This window comes from Rhodococcoides kyotonense (genome assembly GCF_900188125.1).
Lineage (GTDB): Bacteria > Actinomycetota > Actinomycetes > Mycobacteriales > Mycobacteriaceae > Rhodococcoides > Rhodococcoides kyotonense.
The window spans coordinates 138556-151469 of record NZ_FZOW01000013.1 but is presented as its reverse complement, the minus strand read 5'-3'; the positions used below and the strand labels follow the sequence as shown (position 1 = coordinate 151469).

Genomic DNA, 12914 nt, shown 5'->3' with positions numbered 1-12914 from the left:
CCCGTGATGCGAAGTGTCAGGTCACGGGCCCGGCGTGTTCGCGCCGACGGTGTGCATCGTGGGGACGGGAGCCGGCCCGACCGGTTCCGGCGCCGTAACTGCATGCGCCGCAACGAAACCGCCGACACCGAGCAGTACAGCGGCGGCTCCGCTCGCCATCCACACTCGGCTCTTCGTCCAGATCGAGCGGCGGGTTCGGCCGTCGGCGATGCTTGTCGGTCGGATCGGAATCGTCGGCATGTTCGACGCGATCGGTGAAACGAGGCCGCTCGCCCACAGAATTGCACCCTTGATGACAGTGGCGTCCGGGGTGGTCGCGACTACGACGGCTGCACGGGTTCGGACCGAAATAGCCTCGGCAACCATCGGAATCGACGCCGCAGCCCCATGCACGACGACCTTCTGCACGGGCTCGGAGAACTGCGCGACGGTACCTGCTACTCGCGAAGCCATTCGTACGACGTCGGCGACGATCAGTTCCTCGAATTCGGATCGAACGATCCGCATGGTGCGATGTACACCGTGGAGATGGGTGTCCACGTCCACGACCGGCGTGGTATCGAGGCGGTGTCTGGCCGCGGACACACGCTGCGCGAGCTCGTGCAGGTCGTTCCAGTTCGACGGATCGGCCGGGTCGATCGAAGGGTCCGCCTTGCGGAGCTGACCGACTATGTGCGCCAACACTGTTCGGTCCACAGAGACCGCTCCGAATGGGTCCGATCCAGGCTCGGTGACGACGACGGTCCGTCCGTTCTCGGCGCGGCAACACGAGACGACCGTGTCGTCCTCGCCTACCTCGACCACGATCGCCTGCCCCTTCGATGGCACTGTCCCGATGCCGCGAAGCCACCGGTCCGCGACCGACGGCCGATTCACGACGGCGGCCACGACAGACCGTCGGCTCAGTTCGTTCTCGAGCGCCGACACCGCATACCGCGTCCAAGTGACTGGATGGACCACGACGACTGCGTCATATTTCCTGCGTCCTGCAAGTTCCGCGATGGTGTCCGCGACCAGTTGCGCGCCGGTCGCACTGCGCCCGTCGGGCAGGAAGATCGGCACCGGATCTCCGACGCGGCCCGCCGGCGACAGAACACGAGCGTCGTCGCCGATATGGACGGACGCACCGACGACCGAACTGTCGACGACCGAAACGTCCACGGACGCTTCGAAATTGTAGGTCGCGACGGTCATGTCGTTCGAGCCGATCGCGATCGCCAGCACTGTGTGCATTACGGCACTCCTGAGGTTCGGCGCGGCGACCCGCGCTCGGTGTATGCCCTATTTCACTCGCGCGTGGTGCATCCTCGCTGTGCGCACGCTGTGAAGGTGCTGTGACCGAACCTGGATCGAAAGCGCAGGTCGTTGCCAAGGTCTTCCCAGAGTCCGTCCCTAACTTCGGTGTCTGCAGGCCGAATGGCCGAACAACTCACCGGAAGCAGGAATCCATGCGCACTCCGATCAGGTCGAACAACCACCACCTCGCTCCGACCGCAGACATGGGGCAAGCCTTCGATCCACATGCTGCGATCGAGAGCACGCTCACGCGGTTCTTCCACGACATTCGCCACGTGGGCGGCACACATCCCGCGGCATTCCCGGTGTCCGCGGAACGCATTCCCGACGCGCAACACGTCGACACCCGGGTCGTCGATCGTCACGACGCAGACGCGCAGACCCCTCAGCGCGACCATGTTCAGACACACGACAACGTAGTGGCGGGTGCCACGCATCTCGGCGACATCCGGTCGTCCGCTCAGCGCGATACATCCAAGCAAGACAACGAATCTCACGATCAGCACATGCAAGCGCAGAGCGGATCCGTCGACCAGCACTTCACGTCTTCCTTCGGAGGCTCTGCTGCACTGCGCAACAACGAGTCTCACGGAGCGGACCGGGTGGGCATCACGCTGCAGAACTCGACGCCCCAGGCAACGGCAACGGCAGCGCCTACTCCGACAGCCGCGTCGGCTACCCTTGCGGCAACTCCGGTTCCGACGTCGCCGACGAATTCCGTAGCGTCGGTTCCGCTCTCGACGTCGGTCCAGTACACCGCCTCCGAAGCGACTGCTGCCACCTACACGGCACCGACGGCCGACTTGGGAACCGCCTCGACATGGTCGGCCGGACAGCAGACCGCCGTCACGACTGTCGCGGACACCACGACGGAAGCGGCAGCGACCACAACCACGGCCGCCGGCAACGACGCACCGTGACGACCACCGCCACCACTGTCGAGCCGAACCCCGCCTCGACCAGCGCCGCCACTGCAGACACCGCGACAACTGCAACGACTGCAACGACTGCAACACCTGCCGCCGAGACCCCTACCGCGACCGACACCGCAGGCATCGGCACCAGCGCACTCATCGGCACCACTGAAACCACTGAAGCCACTGCAACCAGCACAGCCACCGAAACCCCGGCCACCGACTACGCGGACTACAGCACCACCGTCCCGACGGTCGAGTCCGATCTGAGCGCGGATACGTCACTGTCCACAGGCCTCACCGCGGACACCAGCGCGTCCGCGACCGACCACTCGACGGCAGACCTGGCGACGACGGACACCCATCACAGCATGTAAGTCGGGTCGATCTCGGCCGGTACTGCTCGCGCGCGTGCCGGCCGAGGTCGCGTGAGAAAGGATCGAACAGCAGTGTCCATCAGCATCATCGAGACCGAGGTGTCGAATCTGCTCGACAGTCTCGAACACGCTGCAGCGGCAGCAGGCAGACACGACATGTCGGATCGTCTCGATTCCGCACGAAAGCGATTCTTCGACAGCACTGTCCGCGTGCTGGTCGTCGGCCAGCCCGGTGCCGACGCGTCGTCGACCTCTGATTTTCTCCGCGCGGAGCTGGGCGACCTCCAGCTGACCGAAGTGCCCGGTCTGTCCGCCCGGCACCCGTCGAACGCGGGTGAGGCGCTGAGCCTGGTCACGGTGTCGGACGCCGTTCTGTTCGTGACCGATGCGAGTCAGGAATTCACCGCGCCCGAGCTGGACTTCGTCCGTCAGATTCACGCGTTGTGCCCGTTCGTCGTCTGTGTGCTGACGAAGATCGACTCGTATTCACAGTGGAAGGACATTCAAGGCGCGAATCGTGCGCATCTGACCGAAGCCGGGCTCGGGCTGCCGATCCTGCCGGTGTCGACGGCGCTGAAATCCGCGTCCGACGACTTCGACGACGACGAGCTGCGCATCGAATCCGGCTTCCCTCAGCTGATCGAATTCCTGTCCGGCACCGTCGTCCAACAGCAGGATGTGTTGGCTCGCATCGCGTTCTCGAACGACATCGGATCCATCGCGGACCATCTGTCGCTCGCACTGCGCACCGAACGCGAGGCGTTGATCGATCCTGCGAACGGCGCTGCGACCGTCGCTCAGCTCGAAAGAGCACGAGCAGAGGCCGACGCGCTTCGGCAGCGCAGTTCGTCGTGGCAGTACACGCTCACGGACGGTGCGGTAGAGCTGATGACCGACATCGAACACGACCTACGTGACCGGCTCCGAGCCGTCGTACGCGACGCCGAGGCCGATATCGCGGCGTCGGATCCAGCGCCGAGATGGGCCGACTTCGAGTCGTTCGTCGACCAGAAAGTGGCGACGGCGGTGCGCGAAAACTTCGTCATGGCCCACACGCGGTCGGTCGAGCTGGCCCGTGCCGTCGCCCTGCGCTTCGCCGACGATGGTGACATCACGCTGCCCAGCATCCACATCGACGACGTGTCCGACGTCCTCGCACCCGTCACCGCACTCGATGCGCTCGAAAGCGGCAAAGCGGGGATCGTCCAGCGGGTCATCAGCGCCACACGCGGCTCGTACGGCGGCATTCTGATGGTCGGCTTGGCGACGTCGTTGATGGGTATGGCATTGGTGAACCCGTTCTCCATCGGTGCAGGTGTTCTACTCGGCGCCAACACGTTCCGCGAGGATCGAAAGGCGCGAACAGCCAGACGGCAAGCGGAGGCGCGCGTCGCGGTCTCCAAACTGATGGACGACGTCGTCTTCCAGGTGAACAAGGAGTCGAAGCATCGACTGCGCCACGTCCAGCGCACGCTGCGCGCCACTTCACGCAGGTTGCGACGGATCTTCTGAGGTCGGTCGACGAATCACTGCGCAGCGCCCAGAATGCCGTTGCCTCTCAGAAGGACTCGTGTGTCGCCCGAGTGTCGCACATCGACGAACTCGCTCAGGAGATCGCGTCCGTACGACGCGGCACTGTCGCACTGGTGTCCAGCGAGGCGTACGCGTGACCGACCTCGACCGAGCACACGCACTCCTCATCGAGGCCCGAGCGGTGCTGGGATCCGATCGTGTCGTCGACGCAAGAATCGTCGACATCCGTGCCCGACTGGACTCTCCGCTCCGAATCGCGCTGGCGGGTACCGTCAAGGCCGGAAAGTCGACGCTGCTCAATGCGCTTGTCGGAGAGGAGATTGCACCGTCCGACGCCACCGAGTGCACACGCGTCGTGACATGGTTCGTGCGCGGCAGGATACCGTCGATCGCAGTGACGACCGAAGGCCGGACCAGAGCCCTCCCGGTCGAACGCACGGACGGCAGACTGATTCTCGACCTCGGAGACGTCCCGGCGGACCGCGTCGAGCGGTTGGAGGTCACCTGGCCGTCGAGCCTGCTCGAGCGCTACACGGTCGTCGACACCCCTGGTACGGCGTCGAATTCGCGTGACGTGTCGCGGCGAACGATGGCGCTGCTGGCCCCGTCGTCGGGTCACCGGGAAGTCGACGCGGTCGTCTATCTCACGCGGGATCTGCAACCGTCGGATGTGGACATTCTCGACGGCCTGCGCGGTGCGGGCGCGGCAGGTCCGCTAGGGGTCATCGTCGTGCACAGTCGCGTGGACGAGGCACGCGGAGAACAGGATTCGTCGATATTGCCGGTGTCGGGATTGTTGGCGCTGCGCGGGCGTACGCTGCGCCAGCGGGAGTTCGACGCGTTCCTCACCCTCGCTTCGGTGCCCGATCTCGAGCGATCGCTACTGTCGGTCGACCGATTCGCGAAGGCCGACTTGCCGGTCGACTCCACTGAACGACGCACACTCGCACGACGATTCGGGCTCTTCGGCATCAGATCTGCGGTGTCGATCGTCCGGTCCGGGGTCTCGTCGGCGCCGGAACTTGCCGCCGAACTGGTGCGCCGAAGCGGTGTGGCCGAGTTGGAGCACCGAATCGACGTGCACTTCGGTGCGCGCCATACTCAATCGAAAATTCACGACGCGTTGACGTCGGTACAGAAGCTGCTCGAGGCGCGTCTCGACGCACGGTCGGCGCCGTTGCTGCGGCGCGTCGACCGGGCACTCGCCGAGGACCACCTGTTCGAGGAACTCACCGTCCTTGCGAGCCTGCAGACCGACCCGCTCGCCACGACGGAATGGCAGCGGAATGCACTGGACGGAATTCTCGGTGGCCGCGGGCTCGATCCGGCCACTCGGCTCGGCCTGCCGGAGAACACCGGCACCGACGACGTGGTCCGCACTGCCCGAGCAGCCCTGCGCTACTGGCGCTTTCAGCTGTCGAATCCTCTGCTGTCGCCTAGGACGACGCGGGCCTACCGGGCCGCAGCCCGGAGCGCCGAGGCGATACTGCACTGAGCGTCACGGCCTCCACAAGTCGAGCGTCGGGATCCCCGGAGGCGTGAAGCCGAGCACCTGGCCGTAGAACGACAGCTCGGATTCGCGCGCGTTCACCTGCGTCTCGAGCTTTCGGAACCCGTGTGACTCGCCTTCGTAGGCCAGGTACGCGTGCGGAATTCCCTTGCGCACCATCGCGTCACGGAAACGTTCGGCTTGCGACGGCGGGACGATCGGGTCCGCCAACCCCTGGAGCAGCAGCACCGGGCACGACAATCCGTCGACGTTGTTGACCGGCGCCCGAGTACGGTACAGATCGAGGGCCTCGGGCAGCGGGCCGATCAACCCGTCGATGTAGCGGGATTCGAAATCGTGCGTCTCGGCGACGAACAGTTCTAGTTCTGCGACACCGTAATACGAAGCACCACAGGCGAACACGTCCGACGAGGTCAATGCCGCCAGCACGGTCCAGCCACCGGCCGACCCGCCCTCGATCGCCAACCTGGCCGGGTCCGCCAGGCCGGCATCGGCGAGCCCCTGGACCGCTGCGACGGTGTCCTCGACGTCGACGATGCCCCACTGGCCACGAAGCCTGTTGCGGTAGTCACGGCCGTACCCGCTCGAACCGCCGTAATTGACGTCGACGACGCCGATTCCGCGACTGGTGAAGTACGCGTACACCAAGTTGAGCGCGGGTGCGACATGCGCCGTGGGTCCGCCGTGCACGAACGCGACGTACGGAGGCAGCTCCCCCTCCACTCCCTCGAACAAGGGACTTCGAGGCGCATACGCGATGGCGTGCACCTCACGATCGGGACCGTGGAACGTCATCGGCTGACCCTGCGGAAGGTAGTCGGCGTCGGGGATGGTCTCGATGCTCGACCGGATGTCGGTGACGCTGCGGGTGTCCAGATCGAGTTGCCGCAACCCGGCGGGGCTCTGTGCACCACCGGTTTTCAGCAGCACCTTCGATCCGCTACGCCCGCCGAGCGACACCGATGTGAGCGGGCCGAGGTCGATGTCGTCGATCGCCCCGGTCGCGGGATCGAGGATGCCGAGCGTCTCGGTTCCGAAAGTCCTGACCGTGAGCAGTTTTCCGTCGTCCAAGATCGAGTACCACCGCGCACCGAGCTGCCACAGTGGTGCACCGAAGTCGGCCTCCGCCGCGTACAACGGTGTCACGACGCCCTCGCGTGTCGTGCGATAGATGTTCCACCACCCGGTGCGGTCGCTGATGACGTACAGCGAGTCGTCGTCGATCCACTCGGGCTGCAGGACGGACTCCTCGACGCCGCCGAGTACCGTCGTCCACTCACCGGTCGCCAGATCGGCGATGCGCAATTCGGTTCCATCCCAGGGCATCTGGGGGTGATTCCACGCGATCCATGCGAGCTTCGAGCCGTCGGGCGACAGCCGCGGGTAGGCGAGGAAGTCCGATTCGGACACCACCGAGCGAACTCCGGTGCCGCCCAGGTCGATTGCGCAGATGTCGCGCGTGATCTTCTCGCCGTCGTGAGTCTCGCGCACTGCGAAGATCTCGTCGCCGACGACGGACAGCTCGCCGAATCTGACCGACGCCGCGACGTCGGGCTTGTCCGTCAACGGCACGGGCGTATCACCGGGACGGGTGATGTAGACGCGCTGATCGGAGAACTCCGCGAACACGATTCGGCCGTCGTCGGTGGCCGCCCATGCGCCGCCGCCGTATTCGTGGACACGGGTCCGCGCGTTGTACGGCTCCGGCAGAAGCGCGACGACGGCACCGTCGACGTACCGACAGATCGTCGTACGTCCGTTCTCCGTCGGGCGCATCTCGGACCACCAGACTTCGCCGCCGACGAACCGTCCCCCTTCCACCGGGTGTCCGCTGGCGGACAGGTCGGTCGCGGAGATGGGGGACGGCCAGGATCCGAAGGGCAGCGCGGTACGAGTCACGCCGACCAGTATTACCCGACAGGTGTCAGTAGTTCCGGACTGTCGTTCCTCACGCTGTTGACAGCGGTGCTGACCTCGTACGGCACGAGCCGCGGTTCCGGGATGGCCGCCAGCATCTCCTGCACCGACCCGAGATCGGTGATCGCCGGGTTCAGCCAGTCGGATCGCAGGTCTGCGGGGACGACGACCGGCGAACGATCGTGGATGTGGCCGAGCGCGTCGGCGGCAGGGGACGTCAATACCGTCACCGACCACAACCAGCGGTCCGGGTCGTCGTCCTCCTTGGCCGGATCACGCCACAGCTCGTACAGCCCTGCCATCGCGAGGACTCCCTCCTCGTGAAGGAAGTACGGCACCTTCTGGCCGTCGCGCTTCTCCCACTCGTAGTACCCGTCGGCAGGAACGATGCATCGCCGACGTGCGGCGGCCTTCTTGAACGACGGCTTCTCGGTGATCGTCTCCGACCGCGCGTTGATCATGCGGCTGCCGATCTTGACGTCCTTGGCCCACGACGGAATCAGGCCCCACCGGACGGACCGGAGCTGGCGAACGGCGTCGGCGTCGGGCTCGTCCTTGGGGGCGCGCTCGAGCACTGTCCGCACGGTCTGCGTCGGCGCGACGTTGTACGCCGGCGGAATCTCGTCGCCGACCGTCTCCGCGATGTCGAACACCGCCCGAAGATCACTGTCTGTCTGGGTACTGGCATACCGTCCGCACATACGCACGATTGTCGCACCGACCACCGACACCAGCAGGTGGACGAACAATGCCAGATGGACGGACAATGCGATGGCGATGCCGTCGGCAGACCTGGCACGATAGGGGCGTGAGCCATCCCCACCAGTCGCGCGTACATCGCCCGCTTCAGCAGTCGACGAAGCTGCAGAACGTTCTCTACGAGATCCGAGGACCGGTACACGCGCACGCGGCGAGGTTGGAAGCCGAGGGTCACCGGATCCTCAAGCTCAACATCGGCAACCCTGCCCCGTTCGGTTTCGAGGCACCCGACGTCATCATGCGCGATATGATCGCCGCGCTTCCCTACGCGCAGGGCTACTCGGAGTCCAAGGGCATCCTGTCCGCGCGACGCGCCATCGTCACGCGCTACGAGCTCGAGCCCGGCTTCCCCGAGCTCGACGTCGACGACGTCTACCTGGGCAACGGTGTCTCCGAACTCATCACGATGACGATGCAGGCGCTGCTCGACGACGGGGACGAGGTGCTGATCCCGGCTCCCGACTACCCGTTGTGGACGGCGATGACGACGCTGTCCGGCGGCAAGGCCGTGCACTATCTGTGCGACGAGGAGAACGGGTGGAACCCCGACCTCGCCGACATCGAATCGAAGATCACCCCGCGCACCAAGGCGCTGCTTGTCATCAACCCGAACAACCCGACGGGCGCGGTCTACTCGACCGAGGTTCTGCAGGGCATCGTCGACCTGGCACGACGCCATCAGCTGCTCCTGCTCGCCGACGAGATCTACGACCGGATCCTGTACGACGACGCGAAGCACACGTCTCTCGCGAGCCTGGCTCCCGACCTGCTGTGTCTGACGTACAACGGGCTGTCCAAGGCGTACCGGGTTGCGGGTTACCGCTCGGGCTGGCTCGCCATCACCGGCCCGAAGGAACATGCGGCCGGGTTCATCGAGGGCATCGATCTGCTCGCGTCGACGCGTCTGTGTCCCAATGTGCCTGCCCAGCACGCGATTCAGGTTGCTCTCGGTGGACATCAGAGCATCGAGGACCTGATTCTCCCTGGCGGCCGTCTGCGTGAGCAACGCGACGTCGCATGGGAGAAGCTCAACGAGATCCCCGGCGTCTCGTGCGTCAAGCCGAGGGGTGCGCTGTATGCGTTCCCGCGGCTCGACCCCGAGGTCCACGAGATCCACGACGACGAGCGGCTCGTGCAGGATCTGCTGTTGCAGGAGAAGATCCTGGTCGTGCAGGGCACCGGGTTCAACTGGCCCGGTCACGATCACGTTCGGATCGTGACACTGCCCTGGGCACGGGACCTGTCGGTCGCGATCGAACGCTTCGGTAACTTTCTCGCGTCGTATTCGCAGTAGCGGTCGAATCACCTTTCGTCACGATCCCACCCGCCGATTCCTTACGGGAAAGTAGGGAAAGTGATTGAAAGTGACGCAAAAAACATACTTCGATTGCTCCCAAAACGGCGTGGAGTCTGTAGATTGGCGTGCGGCACCTTGTTGTGCCCGAGCACTGGTCGTATCCCATCCCCCCCGGGACGATCAGGAAGGTGGCGGGGGACGCCCCCCCTGCTCCCCGCCACCGAGCTCCCTTCTCCGACACCTAGTCTTGCTGGGTGGAGTCACACGGTCACGGTCATGGTCACACCAACACGCCCGCACCTCTCACCCCTCTCGCCGCTCGAATAGTCGTCGGCCTGCTCGTCGCGATCGGAATCGCCGTCGTCGCGGGTGCGGTCGCGCTGTGGCCGAGTGAGCAGCACATCGAAGTCCCGCTCCCGTTCCAGACGTCCGGCGGCGGTGCCGTCACGACCGAGGCAGGAACGGTGGTCTCGCAGGACATCGGGCCATGCGGCAGCGCGTCGGCCGGCCGCGTGTTCACCGGAAACCCGACGCCTCCCGTCAGCGCGGGCTACGACTGCCAACGCAGCATCGTGTCCATCGACTCCGGACCGAACGCAGGCACCAAGACGCTCCTCGAGATCGTCCCCGGTCCCGGCCAACCGGATCTGCGCACCGGAGAGAACATCCGACTGGTCCGACAGACCGACCCGAGCGGTACGACGCAGTACTCGTTCAACGACTTCTCCCGAGGCCTCCCGCTCGCCCTGATCGTCGGCGTGTTCGCGGTGGTGATCTGTGTCGTCGCACGGTGGCGTGGCTTCCGCGCACTGATCGGTCTCGTCATCGCGTTCGCCGTGCTCGTCGGCTTCATGCTTCCCGCCCTGCTCGACGGGGCGCCCGCTATTCCCGTCGCGCTGGTCGCCGGATCGATCATTCTCTATGCCGTGCTCTATCTCGCCCACGGGGTGAACCTGCGCACCAGTTCGGCTCTTCTCGGCACGTTGACGTCGATGGCCCTCGCGGCGGTGCTGTCCTACGTCGCGATCCGCATGACCCACCTGACCGGCCTGTCGGAGGAACAGAACACCGACGTGCAGGCGTATATCCAGAACGTCAGCATCACCGGACTACTGCTCGCCGGATTCATCATCGGCTCGCTCGGTGTGCTCAACGACGTCACCATCACCCAGGCGTCGGCGGCGTTCGAGATCGCATCGGCGGATGCGGCGACGACCCGTCGGGACATCTTCTCGTCGGCGATGCGCGTCGGACGTGACCACATCGCCAGCACGGTCTACACACTGGTTCTCGCGTACGCCGGCGGCGCACTGCCGCTACTGCTGTTGTTCTCCGTCGCGGGCCGGTCGATTCAGGATGTGCTCACCGGTGATGCCGTCGCGATCGAGATCGTGCGATCTTCGGTCGGCGGTATCGCGTTGGCCCTGTCCGTTCCGCTGACGACGGCGATCGCCGCGCTCCTCGCCCGACCCGGCGGTGCCCCTGGGCCATCGAAGCCTCAGGCCCGCAAGTCGGGGCGCCATTCTCGGTAGTGCGGCTGCGCCGCCTGTGCGTGCATAGTTGGCATGGAGACCAACTCTGCACGCACGGGTGGCTGCGCCGCGAAGGCCGCAGCAACCGTGGCGGACAACAGCTTTCCTTCGTGCGTGCTGAGGCCCGCGCGCAAACCGGGATCGGCGGCGACGGCGGCCTCCCATCCCTTGTCCGCGAGGGCGACGACGTACGGCAACGTGGCATTGGTCAGCGCGTACGTCGACGTCCGCGGCACCGCACCGGGCATGTTCGCGACGCAGTAGAACACCGACTCGTGGACGCGGTACGTCGGATCCGCGTGCGTGGTGGGGACCGAGTCCTCGAAGCATCCGCCCTGATCGATCGCGATGTCGACGAGCACCGAACCCGGCTTCATTCGCTGAACCAGACTGTTGGACACCAACTTCGGCGCTTTCGCACCGGGCACGAGAACGGCTCCGATGACCATGTCCGCGGTCAGCACGGCCTGTTCGAGCTCGAAAGCATTGGAGACGACGGTCTTCACCGCGCCGTGGTAGAGGTCGTCGATTGCCCTGAGCGCCTTGACATTCAGATCGAGAACCGTGACGTCGGCGTGCATTCCGTGTGCGATCGCGACGGCGTTCCGCCCGGATACGCCCGCGCCGATGACGACGACGTTGGCCGGTCGAACACCAGGCACCCCGCCCATCAGCACGCCGCGCCCACCGCCGCTCGCCATCATGTGATACGCCCCGGCCTGGGGTGCGAGCCGACCCGCGACCTCGCTCATCGGCGCCAGCAGCGGCAGGGAGCCGTCGGGTGCGGTGACGGTTTCGTAGGCGATCGACGTCGTTCCCGACGCCAGCAGCGCGTCGGTGCACGCCTTCGACGCTGCGAGATGCAGGTACGTGAACAGCACCTGCCCCTTGTGTAGACGCGAATACTCCTCTGCAATAGGCTCTTTCACCTTCAGAAGGAGATCGGCGGTAGCCCAGACGTCGTTCGCGTCGACGAGAATCTGCGCACCTGCAGCTTTGTAGTCGGTGTCCGAGAAGGACGATCCCGCACCGGCTTCCGACTCGATGACGACTTCGTGCCCACGCGAGACCAGTTCGTGTACGCCTGCCGGGGTGATCGCCACCCGGTACTCGTGGTTCTTGATCTCGCGTGGAATTCCGATCTTCATTGCCGCCTCCAGCAGTGGGGGTTGATGCGATGTCACCACTATGAATTATCGAAAGAAATACCCACAACAGATGTGAACATAATTCTGTATCGTCTCCATATGGCAACAGAACATTCGGAATCTCCGCGTCAGAGGCCTGCCGCACCGAAGGATGTTCGGCGGGCTCCGCTCGACGCGATCGACCACATCCTGATCGACGAGCTTCGCCGCGACGCGCGCATGCCCAACAACGCATTGGCCGCCGCCGCGGGCATCGCCCCGTCCACAGCGCTGGGCCGGGTCCGGTCTCTCGTCGAGCGTGGCGTCATCCGCGGCTTCCATGCCGAGATCGACCCGGACGCGCTCGGGCAGGGCATCCAGGCCATGATCTCGGTGCGCCTCCAAGCAGATGCCCGACGACGCATCAGCGAATTCGGCGAGCAGATCGCCGCACTTCCGGAGACGCTGAACATCTACTTCATCGCAGGTGCCGACGACTTCCTGATCCACGTCTCGACGGTGGACACCGCCGCGCTACGGCACTTCGTCGTCGACAACCTCAGCGCGCACCCAGCCGTCGCGGCCACCGAGACGATCCTGATCTTCGAACACATCCGGCCACGCGGGCAGCGGGCACCGATGACGGACTGAC

General features: G+C 65.4%; 10 protein-coding genes and 1 pseudogene. 7 read left to right on the top strand and 4 right to left on the bottom strand.

Annotated features, from left to right (window positions below; genetic code table 11):
* Positions 1-21 precede the first annotated feature (21 nt).
* Positions 22-1233 carry an Hsp70 family protein gene (locus CHB96_RS20980; RefSeq protein WP_089249855.1) on the bottom strand — a complete coding sequence of 404 codons (1212 nt, stop codon included), beginning with the start codon at positions 1231-1233 and terminating at the stop codon, positions 22-24.
* A 215-nt stretch (positions 1234-1448) separates the two neighbouring features.
* On the opposite strand from CHB96_RS20980, the gene CHB96_RS29770 reads away from it, so the two are divergent.
* From CHB96_RS29770 to CHB96_RS20960, 4 genes are all read left to right on the top strand, one after another.
* Positions 1449-2216 carry a hypothetical protein gene (locus CHB96_RS29770; protein WP_089249853.1) on the top strand — a complete coding sequence of 256 codons (768 nt, stop codon included), beginning with the start codon at positions 1449-1451 and terminating at the stop codon, positions 2214-2216.
* Entirely contained in the window at positions 2213-2587 is a 375-nt protein-coding gene (locus CHB96_RS20970) for a hypothetical protein (protein ID WP_089249851.1), read from the top strand. The genes CHB96_RS29770 and CHB96_RS20970 overlap by 4 nt, the downstream gene beginning before the upstream one ends.
* A 72-nt stretch (positions 2588-2659) precedes the next feature.
* Complete coding sequence (locus tag CHB96_RS20965) at positions 2660-4099, top strand: P-loop NTPase family protein (RefSeq protein ID WP_089249849.1); 1440 nt, start codon at positions 2660-2662, stop codon at positions 4097-4099.
* Positions 4100-4253: 154 nt separating this feature from the next.
* A complete protein-coding gene (locus CHB96_RS20960) occupies positions 4254-5615 on the top strand; it encodes a dynamin family protein (protein WP_245865988.1) in 1362 nt (453 codons plus the stop codon).
* 3 nt (positions 5616-5618) lie between these two features.
* On the opposite strand, the gene CHB96_RS20955 is transcribed toward CHB96_RS20960, so the two are convergent.
* Both CHB96_RS20955 and CHB96_RS20950 read right to left on the bottom strand, forming a co-directional pair.
* Positions 5619-7529, bottom strand: a complete 1911-nt coding sequence (locus CHB96_RS20955) for a dipeptidyl-peptidase 5 (protein WP_089249845.1) — start codon at positions 7527-7529, stop codon at positions 5619-5621.
* An 11-nt stretch (positions 7530-7540) separates the two neighbouring features.
* Complete coding sequence (locus CHB96_RS20950) at positions 7541-8248, bottom strand: SOS response-associated peptidase (protein ID WP_089249947.1); 708 nt, start codon at positions 8246-8248, stop codon at positions 7541-7543.
* 65 nt (positions 8249-8313) lie between these two features.
* On the opposite strand from CHB96_RS20950, the gene CHB96_RS20945 reads away from it, so the two are divergent.
* Both CHB96_RS20945 and CHB96_RS20940 read left to right on the top strand, forming a co-directional pair.
* On the top strand, positions 8314-9600 hold the full coding sequence (locus CHB96_RS20945) for a pyridoxal phosphate-dependent aminotransferase (RefSeq protein ID WP_371829038.1): 1287 nt from the start codon (positions 8314-8316) through the stop codon (positions 9598-9600).
* A gap of 257 nt (positions 9601-9857) precedes the next feature.
* The gene (locus tag CHB96_RS20940; protein ID WP_089249841.1) at positions 9858-11135 is read left to right on the top strand and encodes a YibE/F family protein; all 1278 of its coding nucleotides are present in this window, start codon (positions 9858-9860) and stop codon (positions 11133-11135) included.
* A 74-nt stretch (positions 11136-11209) separates the two neighbouring features.
* Here the strand turns inward: CHB96_RS20940 and ald are convergent.
* Positions 11210-12283, bottom strand: a pseudogene (gene ald / locus CHB96_RS20935) (alanine dehydrogenase); the annotation flags it as partial.
* Between the two features lie 99 nt (positions 12284-12382).
* On the opposite strand from ald, the gene CHB96_RS20930 reads away from it, so the two are divergent.
* Complete coding sequence (locus tag CHB96_RS20930) at positions 12383-12913, top strand: Lrp/AsnC family transcriptional regulator (protein ID WP_176444409.1); 531 nt, start codon at positions 12383-12385, stop codon at positions 12911-12913.
* Position 12914: the final 1 nt, after the last annotated feature.

What these genes read in the sequence shown, in the direction of transcription:
- CHB96_RS20980 (WP_089249855.1), bottom strand. Translation starts at nt 1,233, where the DNA reads ATGCACACAGTGCTGGCGATCGCGATCGGCTCGAACGACATGACCGTC.
- CHB96_RS29770 (WP_089249853.1), top strand. Translation starts at nt 1,449, where the DNA reads ATGCGCACTCCGATCAGGTCGAACAACCACCACCTCGCTCCGACCGCA.
- CHB96_RS20950 (WP_089249947.1), bottom strand. Translation starts at nt 8,248, where the DNA reads ATGTGCGGACGGTATGCCAGTACCCAGACAGACAGTGATCTTCGGGCG.
- CHB96_RS20945 (WP_371829038.1), top strand. Translation starts at nt 8,314, where the DNA reads ATGCGATGGCGATGCCGTCGGCAGACCTGGCACGATAGGGGCGTGAGC.
- CHB96_RS20930 (WP_176444409.1), top strand. Translation starts at nt 12,383, where the DNA reads ATGGCAACAGAACATTCGGAATCTCCGCGTCAGAGGCCTGCCGCACCG.